The sequence below is a fragment of the Nocardia sp. NPDC050435 genome, assembly GCF_040655395.1.
In the GTDB taxonomy this organism is placed as follows: Bacteria; Actinomycetota; Actinomycetes; order Mycobacteriales; family Mycobacteriaceae; genus Nocardia.
The window spans coordinates 614,370-630,200 of the sequence record NZ_JBFAJW010000004.1 but is presented as its reverse complement, the minus strand read 5'-3'; the positions used below and the strand labels follow the sequence as shown (position 1 = coordinate 630,200).

General features: G+C 69.2%; 13 protein-coding genes and 1 tRNA gene. 8 read left to right on the top strand and 6 right to left on the bottom strand.

Features of this window, described 5'->3' with window-relative positions:
- Window positions 1-440: 440 nt before the first annotated feature.
- Window positions 441-1,934, top strand: coding sequence for a stealth family protein (locus tag AB0I43_RS15295; RefSeq protein WP_356973380.1), 1,494 nt, complete (start codon window positions 441-443; stop codon window positions 1,932-1,934).
- Here the strand turns inward: AB0I43_RS15295 and AB0I43_RS15290 are convergent.
- A complete protein-coding gene (locus AB0I43_RS15290) occupies window positions 1,846-2,835 on the bottom strand; it encodes a phosphodiesterase (protein ID WP_356973379.1) in 990 nt (329 codons plus the stop codon). The two genes, AB0I43_RS15295 and AB0I43_RS15290, sit on opposite strands and share 89 nt — an antisense overlap.
- Before the next feature lie 193 nt (window positions 2,836-3,028).
- On the opposite strand from AB0I43_RS15290, the gene AB0I43_RS15285 reads away from it, so the two are divergent.
- Window positions 3,029-3,838 (top strand): MOSC N-terminal beta barrel domain-containing protein, encoded by an 810-nt coding sequence (locus AB0I43_RS15285; protein ID WP_356973378.1) that lies wholly within the window; start codon window positions 3,029-3,031, stop codon window positions 3,836-3,838.
- Window positions 3,839-4,154: 316 nt separating this feature from the next.
- Here AB0I43_RS15285 and AB0I43_RS15280 read toward each other — a convergent pair whose 3' ends face one another.
- The 5 genes from AB0I43_RS15280 to AB0I43_RS15260 form a co-directional block, all read right to left on the bottom strand.
- Complete coding sequence (locus AB0I43_RS15280; protein WP_356973377.1) at window positions 4,155-4,679, bottom strand: Uma2 family endonuclease; 525 nt, start codon at window positions 4,677-4,679, stop codon at window positions 4,155-4,157.
- Between the two features lie 114 nt (window positions 4,680-4,793).
- Window positions 4,794-5,426 carry a MazG family protein gene (locus AB0I43_RS15275; RefSeq protein ID WP_356973712.1) on the bottom strand — a complete coding sequence of 211 codons (633 nt, stop codon included), beginning with the start codon at window positions 5,424-5,426 and terminating at the stop codon, window positions 4,794-4,796.
- A gap of 101 nt (window positions 5,427-5,527) precedes the next feature.
- A complete protein-coding gene (mfd, locus tag AB0I43_RS15270) occupies window positions 5,528-9,148 on the bottom strand; it encodes a transcription-repair coupling factor (RefSeq protein WP_356973376.1) in 3,621 nt (1,206 codons plus the stop codon).
- Between the two features lie 140 nt (window positions 9,149-9,288).
- The gene (locus tag AB0I43_RS15265; protein WP_356973375.1) at window positions 9,289-9,936 is read right to left on the bottom strand and encodes a TetR/AcrR family transcriptional regulator; all 648 of its coding nucleotides are present in this window, start codon (window positions 9,934-9,936) and stop codon (window positions 9,289-9,291) included.
- A gap of 183 nt (window positions 9,937-10,119) precedes the next feature.
- Window positions 10,120-10,752 carry a TetR/AcrR family transcriptional regulator gene (locus tag AB0I43_RS15260; protein ID WP_356973711.1) on the bottom strand — a complete coding sequence of 211 codons (633 nt, stop codon included), beginning with the start codon at window positions 10,750-10,752 and terminating at the stop codon, window positions 10,120-10,122.
- A 213-nt stretch (window positions 10,753-10,965) separates the two neighbouring features.
- On the opposite strand from AB0I43_RS15260, the gene AB0I43_RS15255 reads away from it, so the two are divergent.
- From AB0I43_RS15255 to AB0I43_RS15230, 6 genes are all read left to right on the top strand, one after another.
- A tRNA-Gln gene (locus AB0I43_RS15255) sits at window positions 10,966-11,036 on the top strand.
- 62 nt (window positions 11,037-11,098) lie between these two features.
- Complete coding sequence (gene glmU, locus AB0I43_RS15250; protein WP_356973374.1) at window positions 11,099-12,568, top strand: bifunctional UDP-N-acetylglucosamine diphosphorylase/glucosamine-1-phosphate N-acetyltransferase GlmU; 1,470 nt, start codon at window positions 11,099-11,101, stop codon at window positions 12,566-12,568.
- A 21-nt stretch (window positions 12,569-12,589) separates the two neighbouring features.
- Window positions 12,590-13,573, top strand: a complete 984-nt coding sequence (locus tag AB0I43_RS15245) for a ribose-phosphate diphosphokinase (RefSeq protein WP_356973373.1) — start codon at window positions 12,590-12,592, stop codon at window positions 13,571-13,573.
- A gap of 106 nt (window positions 13,574-13,679) precedes the next feature.
- A complete protein-coding gene (locus tag AB0I43_RS15240) occupies window positions 13,680-14,255 on the top strand; it encodes a hypothetical protein (RefSeq protein ID WP_356973372.1) in 576 nt (191 codons plus the stop codon).
- Window positions 14,256-14,325: 70 nt separating this feature from the next.
- Window positions 14,326-14,586, top strand: a complete 261-nt coding sequence (locus AB0I43_RS15235) for a hypothetical protein (RefSeq protein ID WP_356973371.1) — start codon at window positions 14,326-14,328, stop codon at window positions 14,584-14,586.
- A gap of 127 nt (window positions 14,587-14,713) precedes the next feature.
- The gene (locus AB0I43_RS15230) at window positions 14,714-15,820 is read left to right on the top strand and encodes a hypothetical protein (protein ID WP_356973370.1); all 1,107 of its coding nucleotides are present in this window, start codon (window positions 14,714-14,716) and stop codon (window positions 15,818-15,820) included.
- Window positions 15,821-15,831 lie beyond the last annotated feature (11 nt).

The window sequence follows — 15,831 nt, the reverse complement described above, 5'->3', positions numbered from 1 at the left end:
TTGCCTCATCAGCAACGCCGCCCAGCCTGTCCGGGACAGCGAACGGCGTACAGTTGACGGAGCAGCGCACGCAATGCATCATTCGTATCAACCCTGTGTTCATCAGGAGTTCTTCTTTTCGCCGGCCGATGACTGTCCGGCCCTGCGTGTGCTGTGGCCACGCTCGGTCGCCCGCCGTGCGCTGGACCAGCACTTCCCCCGACGCGATGCGTACGTGAGCGAGTGAGGTGAGAACGACATGGTCATCCTGCCGTCCCGAAATCGGCCCGTCGATTCGTTCTCCTACGGCGCCGCTCCCAATCCCTGACTTCGACCGCGCCGAATCCGGCGGCCCCGGCACCCTCGGTGCCGGCGGGTCGTCGTCTGAGTCGGCGCGGTGCCCCGGGGGGGAAGTCATGGCGAGCGAATCACGAACGGAGTGGACGACACAGATGATGGATATGGGAGCAGTGAACCCTGGCACCCTGCCCGGCACCACCCTGGTGGCCGGGAACCTGACGGCCTCGGCGGCGCTGATCGAGGACCTGGCCTACCTGCGCTCGGAACTGGCGGCGGCCGAGGTGCCGTTCCTGCTGATCCGCGACGGCGGGCACCGCCTCGGCCTGGCCACCGACGCCGCGCACCAGGCCATGGTGCGGCGGGTCACCGCGACCGCGATGGCCGGTGGCTTCTCCTGTATCGAACTGGCGCACAACGTCTTCCGCATCGGGCGTGATCGCGACCCCGCGCACCACGTCGAGCTGGAGCTGTGGGACTACCACGGCGACACCGTGGAATGCCCGCGCCCGAACGCCCTGACCCGCGCCGTCTTCGATCTCGCCGACGTGGAATATGTCCAGGTCCGGCTGTTCGACCGGATCTGGCCGACGCTGGAGGGCATGTTCGCGCCCCAGCCCGCCGATGTCGGCTTCGACATCGACATCGTGTTCTCCTGGGTGGACGGCTCCGATCCGGAATTCCGGGCCCGGCGCGCGGGCATGCTGGCCCAGGTCGTCGTCGGCGAGGGCGACGACGCCGACGCCCGCATCCGCCAGATCGACGAGCTGAAGTACGCGCTGCGCGCCGTGCACAAGAACGCGCCGTGGCTGCGGCGCATCTTCATCGCCACCGATTCCGCTGTCCCGGCCTGGCTTTCGGACCACCCGCGGGTGACGGTGGTGCGCGCGGTGGACCATTTCAGCGATACCAGCGGGCTGCCGATCTTCAATTCCCATGCCGTGGAATGCCAGTTGCAGCACATCGACGGATTGTCCGAGCACTTCCTGTATTCCAACGACGACATGTTCTTCGCCCGGCCGGTACGGCCGTCGATGTTCTTCACCCCGGCGGGGATCAGCCGGTTCATCGAGGCGGACACCCGGATCGGCCCCGGGCGCAACGACGAGCGCCGCAGCGGATTCGAGAACGCCGCCCGGGTGAACCGCGCGCTGCTGGCGAGCCGGTTCGGTCACGTCATCACCCGGCACCTGGAGCACACGCCGGTGCCGCTGCGCCGCAGCGTATTACACGAGATGGAGGCGGAGTTCGCCGCCGATTTCGCGCGCACCCGGACCAGCCGGTTCCGCGCCGCCACCGACATCTCGGTCACCAATTCGCTGTATCACTACTACGCGTTGCTCACCGGGCGCGCGGTGCCGCAGGAACTGGCGCGGATGCGCTACGTCGACACCACGGGCCGCGCAGGCCTGGCGCTGCTGGACGGGCTGGCCCGCGACCGCGACGTCGATTTCTTCTGCCTGAACGACGGCAGCTTTCCCGAGGTCTCCGAAGCCGAACGGACCCAGCGGGTTTCGGACTTCCTGGCGGGCTACTTCCCCGATCCGGCGCCCTGGGAGCGCCGGGGGCTCAGTGCACCGACTCGTCGTCCGATTCCTCCGCTGCGGGCAGTGGACGGGGATCCGGGCCGGCCGCAGCCGCGGGCCGGCGCCGCATGAACAGCGGAATGCGGGCCGCGGGCGGAATGACGATGCCGGCCTCGGCCAGCCGCGCCGCGGCCTCCTCCGGGGTGGCGGGCGTGCCGACGGTCGGGCCCTTGGTGATCGGGACGACCGAATGGACCACGGTCTCCGGGTACACGTGCACCAGGTTGAACGCCTGCGCGCCGTCGCGGCCGCGCTGGCCCCCGTCGGCGACGCCGAGATCCTGGGTGTAGCAGGTGGCCGAGGCGACCGAGACGGGAATGCCGGCGAAGGTCGCCGAGGTCGAGAAGTGCAGGTGCCCGGCCAGGATCGCGCGCACGTCGCTGCCGTCCAGCACGTCGGCGAGGCGGCGCTGATCGCGCAGCTCCACCGTCACCGCCAGGTCCATCACGCACGGGACCGGCGGGTGGTGCATGGCCAGGATGGTGCCGAACGGCGCCGGCTCGGCCAGCACCGATCCCAGCCACTCCAGCTGCTGATCGGAGATCTCGCCGTAGTGGTGGCCGGGCACCGAGGTGTCCAGGGCGATGACGCGCAGGCCGTCGATCATGTGCACCCGGTCCAGCGGGGCCGTCGAGGGGCGCTCACGCAGCAGCTTGCCGCGCAGCAGCGCGCGATCGTCGTGGTTGCCCTGCACCCACACGATCGGGGCGCCGACGTGCCGCGCGAACGGCTCGACGATGGCACGCAGCTTGTCGTAGGCGCCGGGCTCACCCTTGTCGGTGAGATCGCCGGTGAACACGAGGGCGGTCGGCCGGATCCTGGTCGCGGCGGCCTGGTCGATGACCTCGCGCAGGCGCTGCTCGGCGTTGACGGCTCCGTAGAGATCGCCGTCGCCGGCGATCAGGTGGGTGTCGCTGAAGTGGAACAACACATGATTCGGTCGCGGGTGCTCCGCGACTCTGCTGATGCGCACCGGACCGAGGTCCCTCCCGGCGGGTCGGCCCGCCGATCGTGTCGAGCGACCGGCGAGCGGTCGCTGCGGATTTGGCTTCGGGTTCCGCCGCCACAATAGCGAAGGCCCGTTGACAGAGTTCCCGGCACACGGTGACGACACACTTGCGAGAAGGTGAGATTTCGGTGTCGGCGGGCGCGGTTAGGCTGATCGGGTGGCTACCGTCTCCGAGCTCTGGCTCTACCCGATCAAAGGCTGCGCGGGCGGCGCACTGACCGAGGCGGAGATCCTGCCGACCGGTGTCGCGCACGATCGCAGCTTCATGTTCGTCCGGCCCGACGGCCTGTTCCGCAGTCAGCGCAGCACCCCGCGGCTGTCGGTGATCCGGCCCGAACTGGCCGGTGACGGAGCGAAACTCACCCTCAGCGCGCCCGCGTACGACGGCCACGTGCTGGCGGTGCGCCCGGACGGCCCGCGCCTGCGGGTCAACGTGCACAACGTGTGGGAGGGCGACGGCGTCGACCAGGGCGACGAGATCGCCGCCTGGGCCAGCGACCTGCTCGACGAGGACGTCCGCCTGGTGCGCGTCGCGCCGGATCATCGACGCGCGGTCGACGACTGGCACGGCGCGATCACCTTCACCGACTCCACCCCGCTGCACCTGACCTCGGTGGCCTCCCTGGACGACCTGAACGCCCGCATCGTGGAGCAGGGCGCCGAGCCGGTGCCGATGGAGCGGTTCCGCCCGAACATCGTCCTCACCGGCTGGAGCGACCCGTACCGCGAGGACGACCTGCGCGATTTCACCCTCGGCAGCACCCGGCTGCGCTGGGTGAAGCCGGATGTGCGCTGCCAGGTCACCACCGTCGATCAGCCGACCGGCAAGCGCTCCGGCCCCGAACCCCTGCGCACCCTGGCCCGCTACCGCCGCGACCCCGGCGGCGGCGTCACCTTCGGCATCAAGGTCGCCGTGGCCGCCCCGGGCGTCATCGCCGTCGGCGACGAACTCACCGCGCAGCCCTAGTCCCTGACGTAGTAGTGCCCGAGGGTGTCGTCGTAGCGCCCGCTCGCCCGGCAGCACCGGCGGAAACCGCCGCCCGGAGCCGCACGGGCAGGGATCCTTGCCGCCGAGCTTCTCGATCAGCTCCTTGCCCGCGCCGACGCTGCGCGCTCCCCGCTTGACCCGCGTCTCGCTAAGGGAACCCCTTACGCCGCTTGCTGGTTCGCTCGAAACGGCACCTGGAACTCGTCGCCGTACATGATGGCCTCCTCGGTCGGTCGGATACGACCGCGCGACGGTAGCAGCCCACCACCGACCCGGGCACTCGATTTTCAGCGCCTCAGAACCCGCTGGTGCCGACCTCCAGATCGAACGGCGCGGGCAACGCGAGGGGAGTGCCGAAGACGTGCGGGCCGTCCTGCTTCGCGTAACCGAGATCGTGCGGGTCGGAAAAGAGTGTCCACACCTGCTGCCGGCGGTCGACGAGGAGATAGAGCGGCGCGCGATACTGCCCGTAGCGCTTGCGCTTGGTGACGCGATCGGTCTGTGCGTTCGAGTCGGAAGTCACTTCGACCACCAGGAGAGTCTGCTCCGGCAGCAGGGCTCCCGCCCCCTTCGCCAGCGCCCTGGGAACCACCGCCAGATCAGGCACGAACCAGTTCAGCGAACCGGGCAGATCCAGATCGCCCGCACCCATCATGCACTCGAGCGCACGCACCCGGACGCGAAGCTGATCACGGATCTGATCGAGCACACTCTCGTGATCCCAGTGCGGCTCGGATAACACGAGGAAGCCCTCGATGACTTCCGCGTTGCGGTGGTCGAAGCACTGGACCGAGTATTTCAGCGCGGCTTCGGGATCCACGAAATCGTAGGTATGCGGCCGAGCCATGATCCCCACCCCCATATCATCGCGTTATAGCCGATCGCTTCCACACACTAGTCGCTCTCACGATCGATGTCAGCCCTGCGGACGTGCTCAGTGCGGCCAGCATTCGCGCCAGTCGGCCGCGGTGAGCGGAGCGCGTGTGCCGCGGGCGCTTTCCGCGATGTCCTCGGCGGCGCGTATGCGCGTGGCGAAGGCGAGGGTGGCTTTGCGGAGGCGTTCTTCGGCACTGTCCGGTCCCCCCAGACGCACTATGCGCAGGTCCTCGGGGATCAGGTCGGCGGGTAGGCCCGCCTTCGTGCTGCGGGAGACGACCTTCTCGGCCAGGGCGAGGGCGGGCTGGGCCATCGCGATGCCGTCCAGACAGGAGCGGCGCGCCTTCTCCGTGGATTTGCGCTCCTCCCAGGCCTTTTCCTGGGCGGCGATCTTCGCCTCGAGCGGCGCGCCGGGATCGATGGCCGGGCCGGTGAGCTGCGGGCTCCGGTTGACCAGCTTGGCGACCAGCACGGCGGCCACGTCGTCGACGGTGAATTCGCCTGCGGCCTGGGCGATCCGGGAGTGGAACAGCACCTGCAGCAGCAGGTCGCCGAGCTCCTCCTTGATGGTCTCGGCGTCGTTGTGCTGGATGGCGTCGAGCAGCTCGTAGGTTTCCTCGAGCAGGTAGGGGCGCAGCGAATCGTGGGTCTGGGTGACTTCCCATCCGCCGAAATCCCACAGCCGGTCCATCACCTCGACCGCGCCCGCCAGCCCGCGCGCGACCACCGCCGTGTCGGTGCCCGCGGCCGCGTGCCGGGCAGCACGCAGCACGGACTCCTCGCGATCGGAGGTCATCGCAGCGCCGTGGCTTCGGTCTCGACGGTGAGATCGACCGCGCCCTGGGCTTTTCCGTCCAGCGCGAGCAGCAGATCGGCGACGAACTGGAGCAGCCGGACATCGCGCACCCGATCCGCGCCGACGCTGTCCTCGACCCGCGGCAGCGGCAGCGAGACGACGCCGCTGGCGGCCTTGTACCCCGCGCTCGGATACATCCGCTTCAGCCGCAGCTGCTTGGAATCGGGCAGATTCAACAGCGGCGACACCTTCAGTGTGGTTCCGGTGACCGCGATCTCGGTGACGCCGTACTCGCGCGCCAGCAGCCGCAGCTTCGCCACCGACACCAAGCGGCCGACCTCGACGGGCAGCGGGCCGTACCGGTCGACGAGTTCCTCGACGACGGCGGCCAGCGCCGCGTCGTCCTGCGCGGAGGCGAGCTTGCGGTAGCCCTCCAGGCGCAGCCGGTCGCTGGCGATGTAATCGGGCGGGATGTGCGCGTCCACCGGCAGGTCGATGCGCACCTCCTTGACCTCCTCGGCGGTGCTGATCGGCTTGCCGTCGGCGGCGGCCCGATAGGCCTCCACCGCCTCGCCGACCAGGCGCACGTAGAGATCGAAGCCGACGCCCGCGACGTGGCCGGACTGCTCGGCGCCGAGCACGTTGCCCGCGCCGCGGATCTCCAGGTCTTTCATGGCCACCGCCATGCCCGCGCCGAGGTCGGAGTTCTGCGAGATGGTGGCGAGCCGGTCGTAGGCCGTCTCGGTGAGCGGCTTCTCCGGCGGGTACAGGAAGTAGGCGTAGCCGCGTTCCCGGCTGCGCCCGACCCGGCCGCGCAACTGGTGCAGCTGCGACAGGCCCAGCGCGTCGGCGCGCTCCACGATCAGGGTGTTGGCGTTGGAGATGTCCAGGCCGGTCTCGATGATGGTGGTGCACACCAGCACATCGAATTCGCGCTCCCAGAAGCCCTGCACGGTCTGCTCGAGCGTGTCCTCGTTCATCTGGCCGTGCGCGACCACCACCCGCGCCTCGGGCACCAGTTCGCGGATCCGCTTGGCGGCCTTGTCGATCGAGGACACCCGGTTGTGCACGTAGAACACCTGGCCGTCGCGCAACAGCTCGCGGCGGATGGCGGCGGTGACCTGCTTGTCGTTGTAGGCGCCCACGTAGGTGAGCACGGGGTGCCGTTCCTCGGGCGGGGTGAGGATGGTCGACATCTCGCGGATGCCGGCCAGGCTCATCTCCAGGGTGCGCGGGATCGGCGTGGCGGACATGGTGAGCACATCGACGTGCGTGCGCAGCGCCTTGATGTGCTCCTTGTGCTCGACGCCGAAGCGCTGCTCCTCGTCGACGACGACCAGGCCGAGATCCTTCCAGCGCACGCCGGTCTGCAACAGGCGGTGCGTGCCCACCACGATGTCGACCGAGCCGTCGGCCATGCCCGCCATCACCTCGCGGGCGTCGGCGGGATCGGTGAACCGCGACAGGCCCTTCACCGTGACCGGGAACCCGGCGACGCGATCGGTGAACGTCTGCAGGTGCTGCTGGGCGAGCAGCGTGGTCGGCACCAGCACGACGACCTGCTTGCCGTCCTGTACCGCCTTGAACGCCGCGCGCACCGCGATCTCGGTCTTGCCGTAGCCGACGTCGCCGCAGACCACGCGGTCCATCGGGACCGCCTTCTCCATATCGCCCTTGACCTCGGCGATGGCTGTCATCTGATCGACGGTCTCGGTGAACGCGAACGCGTCCTCCATCTCCTGCTGCCACGGCGTGTCCGGGCCGAAGGCGTGACCGGGCGCGGCCTGGCGCGCGGCGTAGAGCTGGACCAGCTCGCCCGCGATCTCGCGCACCGCCTTGCGCGCCTTGCGTTTCGTGTTCGCCCAGTCCGAACCGCCGAGCTTGGACAGGCTCGGCATCTCCCCGCCGACGTAGCGGGACAGCTGGTCCAGCGACTCCATCGGCACGAACAGCCGGTCCCCCGGCTGGCCGCGTTTGCTGGGCGCGTATTCGATAACCAGGTATTCGCGGCGCGCCCCGCCGACGGTGCGCTCGATCATCTCCACGAACCGGCCGATGCCGTGCTGATCGTGCACCACCATGTCGCCCGCGCTGAGCGCCAGCGGGTCGACCTGGTTGCGGCGCTTGGCGGGCATCCGCTTGCCCTCGCCGGGCGCGGTGACCCGGTTGCCGGTGAGATCGGATTCGGCGACGACGACCAGGCCGGCGTCGGTGAAGACCAGGCCGTCGTGCAGCGAGCCGCACAGCACGCCGACGACGCCGGCGACCGGTTCGGCGCCCGGCTCCAGCGCCGCGGCGGGCACCTCGGCATCGGCCAGGCGCTCCAGAATGCGTTGCGCCGTACCGTGTCCCGCGACCACGACCACCGCGCGGCCGCCGGTGGCGACGTGCGCGCGCAACGAGGCGAAGATGGTGGCGACCAGCTCGTCGGACCCGCGCGCGGAGGTGCCGCCGGTGACCGGCAGCACCACCTCGGCCGGATCGCCGGAGGCCAGCGGGCTCAGTGTCCACCAGGGCAGGCCGTGCTGATCGGCGCTGGCGTGGATGTCGGCCAGCGAGCGGTAGCCCGAGGCCGCGAGATCGAGCCCGTGCCCGCCCAGCGGCGCCGCGCCACCGAAAGACGCTGCGGTCCAGGACGCTTCGAGGAACTCCTCGCCGGTGCGCACCAGATCGGCGGCGCGGGTGCGGACCTTCTCCGGATCGCACAGCAGCAGGTGGGTGTCGGGGGCCAGCACCTCGGTGAGCAGGCGCAGCTCGCCGGGCTGCAGCACGGGCAGCAGCGCCTCCATGCCCTCGACCGGGATGCCCTCGGCCAGCTTGTCCAGCATCTCGACCAGGGCCGCGTCGGCCGGATTGTCGCGCGCGACCGCCGCGGCGCGCTCGCGCACCGCCTCGGTCAGCAGCAGCTCCCGGCACGGCGTGGCGACCACCGCGGGGACGTCCACCTCCGAGATCGAGCGCTGGTCGGCGACCGAGAACGCGCGCACCTCGGTGATCTCGTCGCCCCAGAACTCCACGCGCACCGGGTGATCCGCCGTCGGCGGGAAGACGTCCAGAATGCCGCCGCGCACCGCGAACTCACCGCGCTTGCCCACCATGTCGACCCGGGTGTAGGCGAATTCGACCAGGCGCGTGAGCAATTCGTCGAAATCGAACTCCGCGCCGACGCGCAGCACGATCGGCTCGATATCGCCCAGGCCGGCCGCCATCGGCTGCATCAGCGAGCGCACCGTCGTCACGATCACCCGCAGCGGCGCGGCGAACAGCGGGTCGCGCGGGTGCGCCAGCCGGCGCAGCACCTCCAGCCGGCGGCCCACCGTATCCGCGCCCGGGGAGAGCCGCTCGTGCGGGAGCGTCTCCCAGGACGGGAACTGCGCGACGCTCTCGCCCAGGATCTCGGCCAGCTCCACCGTCAGGTCGTCGGCCTCGCGGCCCGTCGCCGTCACCACCACCAGGGGCCGCCTGGCGGCGACGGTGGCTGCCACGAACGGCCGCACGGCACTCGGCGCGACGAACTCCACGGTCGACTTCCCGACCAGCTCGGCGACGGTGCGCAGGGCGGTGTCGGCCCCGGCCACCGCGGCCAGTCCGGCGAGGGGCGGGCGGTGCGTGGACATCAACGACTCCTGAGCTCAGCGGTGCTTTCCGGAACGGCCAATCGAGTCTAGTCACCGCCACCGACAGGCGATCCGTCGCCGTCCGCCCAGCTCCGTGCGCGGGTTCGCACCCCGTTCGGGGGAAAATCGCGCACCGGCCCCTAGGGCACGTACCGCCGCAACCGCCGCGCCGCGAATTCCCGGAAGTACGAGAGCTTTTCGTGCGGCACGATGCTCGGCAGCAGGAAATACCAGGCGCGCTCCATGCGCGTGGCCATCTGATCGATCGACTCGGTGCCGACCGCCACGATGTGCACGCCCGCGGTCACCTCCTGCAGCAGCAGGCCGACCACCTCCGGATCCAGGCTCGGTTCCAGATCACCCTGGGCGATGGCCCGCTCCGACAGCAGCCGGTAGGTATCGCCCCAGGTCTTGGCGATATTGTCGCCCTGGGCGCCGCGATAGTCGCCGATCTGGTGGGTCAGCTTCAGCATGGCCCCGACCATCGGATCGTTCATCGATAGATCGGCCACCACGTAGGTGATGCCGATGCACGCCTCCAGCGCGGGCACGCGGGGATCGAAGAAACCCTGGCACGAGGACACCAGTCGCTCGTTGCCCTGATCCACCACGGCGCGCGCTAGCTCTTCCTTCGAGCCGAAGTGAAAGTACAAGGCGCCCTTGGTCACATTGGACTGCGCGATGATCTCGCTGAGGCTCGCGTTGGCGTAACCCAAGCGCAGAAAGACATCGGCAGCGCCCGCAAGGACGGAGTCGCGGGTGATCTCCGCGCGCGCTTGCCTAGCCATCAGATCCGCCTGTCATCCCTAAAACCAGCCATCCTGAAGTAGACCGACATCCCGAATTAGACCGACATACCGCTCGAACAGCACCCAGAGGATGGGTGAACCGTACCACCAGGTGGGCGTGCGACAGCGAATTCCAGCATTCCCTTGGGGGCGCAGCGCAATTCGCTGGTTACCGAAACCGGGTCAGTCGGCATCGCGACGCGCCCAGTGCACACCCGTGGTGCCCTGCGAGCTGAGCCGCGGCGCGGCCTCCAGATGACTCAGCCCGTTCCAGCACAGATTCACCAGGTGTGCTGCCACAACCTCTTTCGGCGGCTCCCGTACGTCCAGCCACCAGGTGGCGGCGGTGGAGACCATGCCGACCAGCGCCTGGGCATACAGCGTGGCCAGGCTGGTATCGAACTCCCGCCGCTCGAAATCTCCGGCAAGGATATGGGATACCTGATTCACCGCTTCGTTCAGCAGGCTCGAATAGCGCCCGTCCCCGGTCGCGGCGGGCTGATCGCGCACCAGGATCCGGAATCCGTCGGTGCGCTCCTCGATGTAGGTCAGCAGCGCCAGCGCAACCCGCTCCAGCCGCACCCGGGAGCGGTGATGGGTGAGCGAGGAGGTGATCATGTCGAGCAGCATCGACATCTCCCGGTCCACGACGACCGCGTACAAACCTTCCTTGCCACCGAAATGCTCGTACACAACAGGTTTGGAGACCTGGGCGCGCTGCGCGATCTCCTCGATCGAGGTGGCCTCGTATCCCCGTTCGGCGAACAGCGCACGGCCGATCTCGATCAACTGCTGCCGGCGTTGGGTTCCCGTCATGCGTGGACGGGTCACCCGCTGCGGCTCACCCGAAGTCACCACGTGCCTCCTCGGCTACGACCAGCACTACCTTCGACAACTGTTCCAGACAGCGCCGCCACACGCACAACGCGAGGCCCCGCAAGATTCGCGAGGAGGCCGACTAGTATGCGAGGATCTTTCCCGTGCCGCTGGCACAGCGGCGGGTTCTGTGTCGATCCGCCGGTGTGGCAATCCGCCGTAGTGTAATGGCAGCACCTCTGATTTTGGTTCAGATAGTTCAGGTTCGAGTCCTGGCGGCGGAGCACATCGGCGGCACGATGGCCTATCGCCGCCATGCCCGATGACAGGCAGCCGAGGGAGATCCATGCCACAGCAGACCGCCGTCGTCGTTCTCGCAGCCGGAGCCGGGACGCGAATGCGGTCGAAGACCCCCAAAGTGCTGCATTCGCTGGCCGGTCGGAGCATGCTCGCGCACGCGCTGCATGCGGCGAACGAGATCGACCCCGCCTTCCTCATCACGGTGGTGGGTCACGACCGCGAACAGGTCGGCGCCGCGGTAGCCGCGGAAGCCGAGATCATGGGCCGCGAGATCACTCCGGCCCTGCAGGAACAGCAATTGGGAACCGGCCACGCGGTGCAGTGCGCACTCACCGCGCTGCCCGCCGACTTCGGCGGCGACCTGCTGGTCACCTCCGCCGACGTGCCGCTGCTGGACGGGCACACCCTGTCCGCGCTGCTCGACGAACACCGCAGCTACCCGGAGCGTTCCGCGGTCACCGTGCTGACCTTCGTTCCGGACGATCCGAACGGCTACGGCCGCATCATCCGCGACGCCGAGGGCCACGTCAGCGAGATCGTCGAGCACGCCGACGCCACCCCGGAGCAGGCCGCGATCTCCGAGGTCAACTCCGGCGTCTACGTCTTCGACGCGGCGGTGCTGCGCACCATGGTCGGCCGGCTGTCCACCGCCAACGCCCAGCACGAGCTCTACCTCACCGACGTGCTGAAGCTGGCCCGCGAGGCCGGCCATCCGGTGCACGGCGCCCGCCTGGTCGACGCGAACAAGGTGACCGGCGTCAACGACCGGGTGCAGTTGTCCGAGGCGGCGCGCACCCTGAACCGCTACATCCTGGAGCGCCACATGCGCGCCGGGGTCACGATCATGGATCCCGCCTCCACCTGGGTGGACGCCGCCGTGCGGATCGGCCGCGACGCGGTGCTCAAGCCGGGCGTGCAGTTGCTCGGCACCACCGTCATCGGCGAGGACGCCGAGATCGGCCCGGATTCCACACTGACCGACGTGCTGGTCGGCGACGGCGCGAAAGTCGTGCGCACGCACGGCGAGGGCGCGGCCATCGGGCCCGGCGCCACCATCGGGCCGTTCACTTATCTACGGCCGGGCACCGTCGTCGGCGATTCCGGCAAACTCGGCGCCTTCGTCGAGACCAAGAACGCCTCGATCGGCGCGCACTCGAAGGTGCCGCACCTGACCTACGTCGGCGACGCCACCATCGGCGAGCACAGCAACATCGGCGCTTCGAGCGTGTTCGTCAACTACGACGGCGTGAAAAAGCATCACACCGTGGTGGGCTCGCACGTGCGCACGGGCAGCGACACCATGTTCATCGCGCCGGTGACGGTGGGTGACGGCGCCTATACGGGGGCGGGTACTGTACTGCGCAGAAGCGTTCCCCCGGGGGCCCTCGCGGTATCCGGTGGTCCGCAGAAGAATATCGAGGGCTGGGTGCAGCGGCACCGTCCCGGGACGGCCGCGGCGCGTGCGGCGGAGGCTGCGTCTTCCGCCGGCGATGAAGATGTCGAGTCGGGCAATTGAGCAAAAGGATGGCAACTAGCAGTGACCGCGTCATGGATCGACAACCAGAAGAACCTGATGCTCTTCTCGGGACGCGCTCATCCTGAGCTGGCCGAGCAGGTCGCCAAGGAACTCGACGTCCACGTCACCCCGCAGACCGCCCGCGATTTCGCCAACGGCGAGATCTTCGTCCGCTTCGAGGAGTCCGTGCGCGGCTCGGACGCCTTTGTGCTGCAGAGCTTTCCCGGCCCCGATCTGAACAAGTGGCTGATGGAACAGCTGATCATGATCGACGCGATGAAGCGTGGCTCGGCCAAGCGCATCACCGCGGTGCTGCCGTTCTACCCCTACGCCCGCCAGGACAAGAAGCACCGCGGCCGCGAGCCCATCTCCGCCCGCCTGGTCGCCGACCTGCTGAAGACCGCCGGCGCGGACCGCATCATCACCGTCGACCTGCACACCGATCAGATCCAGGGCTTCTTCGACGGCCCCGTCGATCACATGCACGCGCAGGTGCAGCTGGTGGAGTACATCCGCAACAACTACCCGCTGGAGAACGTCACCGTCGTCTCCCCCGACGCCGGTCGCGTGAAGGTCGCCGAGAAGTGGGCCAACAACCTCGCCGACGCCCCGATGGCCTTCATCCACAAGACCCGTGATCCGCTGGTGCCGAACCAGGTCGTCGCCAACCGCGTGGTCGGTGACGTCGAGGGCCGCACCTGCATCCTGATCGACGACATGATCGACACCGGCGGCACCATCGCCGGCGCGGTCAAGGTGCTCAAGGAGGCGGGCGCGCTCGACGTGGTCATCGCGGCCACCCACGGCGTGCTCAGCGCCCCGGCCGCCGAGCGGCTCTCCAGCTGCGGCGCCAAGGAAGTGGTGGTCACCAACACCCTCCCGATCACCGAGGACAAGAAGTTCCCGCAGCTGACCGTGCTCTCCATCGCGCCGCTGCTGGCCCGCACCATCCGTGAGGTGTTCGAGAACGGCTCGGTCACGGGCCTTTTCAACGGCAACGCCTGACCTCGACGAATAATGGCCCGGACGTGCTGTCCGGGCCATTGTTGTTTGCCCGGCCGGTGCCGGCGTGTGAGTATGGGGGCACTTCGACTCAGGGAGGGGGGCTCACATGAGTACACCGCAGGATCCGCAGCAGCCGATCGATCTATGGAAGACCCAGCAGCCGCAGGACGCGCCGCCGCCCCCGGCCGACCCGACCCAGATCCGGCAGCCCGCCCAGGCGGATCCGACGCAGGTCTGGCAGCCCGCCCAGGCCGACCCGACGCAGGTCTGGCAGCCGGGCCCCTACACGCCGCCCTCCGCGCAGCCCGTGAATCCGCCGCACCCGGGTTTCACACCGCCCGCCTACGGTCAGCCGCAGTACCCGCAGCCCGGGTACGGTCCGTATCCCGGCTACGGCACGCCCGGTCCGGTGCCGCCCTACGCCGGGCGGTCCCAGACACCGGCGTGGTCGATCGCCAGCTTCGCCTGCCTCGCGGTCTCGGCCTTCTCCGTCCTGGCCTTCTGCGGGCTCCCGATGATCGTGTCCGGCCCGGCCGGAGTGGTGCTCGGGATCGTCGGCCACAGCAAGGGTGAGCAGCTGGGCAAGTGGGGCGCGATCGCCAACGGCGTGTCGGTCGCCCTCGCGCTGATCCTGCTCCTGTTCGGCATCGCCGCCTTCACCTCGCTGCCCGACTCGGCGTAGTCACTCGTCACCTCCGGCGCGCGCCGCTAGGCTCGTGGCAGGACTGAACCCCCAAGAAGGGACGGGCGCCATGACCAGCGAACGGCTCGATCAAGACATGGGTGACGACGAGCAGGCGGACGAGATCCGCGAATATCAGCGCAATATCGAAGATCCGCCGGACCAGCTCCGAATCCGCTATCACGAGAACGACGACGACGGCAGGCTCGGGATCGGCGAAGAACTCGAGCAGGAGTGGCACCGCGGCGACGGCGCCGCCGAAGCCCGCCGCGAAGACGAGCGACCCGCCGAGGTCGCCGCGGTGGACATCGTCGACGATTCCGATCTGTAAAGATTCGAACCGGTAGCGAACGCGCATAGTGACTTTGTTCTGAAGTGGTACTCGGCAGCTGACCCGTTTCATCCGGGGGCGGCTCCCCGGCCCCCGGGCAGCCGCCATCTTCGACGAGGAGCGCGCTATGACCAACCCGCAGAACCCGGACGAGTCGCCGGAACCGCTCACCGGCAGCGCGCCGCAGTCGGGGCAGGAATCCGACCCGCCCGCGCTACCCGAGCCGGATTCGGGAACACCGACCCCGAATCCGGCCGAGGAGACGTCGCGGCCCTCGAGCGAGTCGGCGGAGCTGCCCTCCGAGCAGACGATGATCATGCCGGGCGGGACGGAATGGGCGACGCCCGCCGCCTCGGAGTGGTCCGCGCAGGCGGCCGCGTCCGGGACACCCGGTCAGCCGGGGTACGAGACCGGTGGGTCGTCGCAGGAACCGCAGGCCGGAGGGTATCCGCCGTACCCGGCGGATCCCTGGCAGCAGAGCCAGGCTGGGCAGGCGTACCCGGGGCAGTCGGCGCCGGGGCAGGCGTACCCGGGACAGTCAGCGCCGGGGCAGGCTTACCCGGGGCAATCAGCGTCGGGGCAGTCGTATCCGGGTGAGCCCGCGCCGGGCCAGCCGTACCCGGGTCAGGCCACACCGGGCCAGCCGTATTCGGGGCAGTTCACGCCAGGTCAGCCATATCCCGGCCAGGCCACGGCAGATCAGCCGTACTCGGATCAGCCCACGCCAGGCCAGCCATACCCCGGTCAGGCCACACCGGGCCAGCCCTACTCAGGACAACCCACGCCAGGCGAGTCATATTCAGGACAGCCCGCGCCGGGCCAGCCCTACACCGGTCAATCCGCGCCAGGCCAGCCCTATACGAGTCAGCCGTGGCAGCAGAGTCAGCCGCATGCACAGCCCCACCCGTACCCGCCGGGCCCGCAATCCGGTGGCTACTCCCAGTACCCGGGCCAACCCGGCCAGTACGCCTACGGCTCCGCGCCGCAGCGGCCCGCCACCACCCAGCTGTTCTCGATCCTCGGATTCATCTGCGCACCGCTCACGGTGTTCCTGTGCCCGCTGCTGTTCGGCCCGGCCGGCATCATCCTCGGGCTGGTCGGCCGCAGCAAGGGCGAATCGCTCGGCAAATGGGCGGCCCTCGCCTGTGCGATCGCCCTGATCCTCGGATTGATCTTCGCCACCCTGGTCTGGGTCGACGTCTGGAACAACTACGACGACGGCACCACCTACTGACGCTCGCCCGG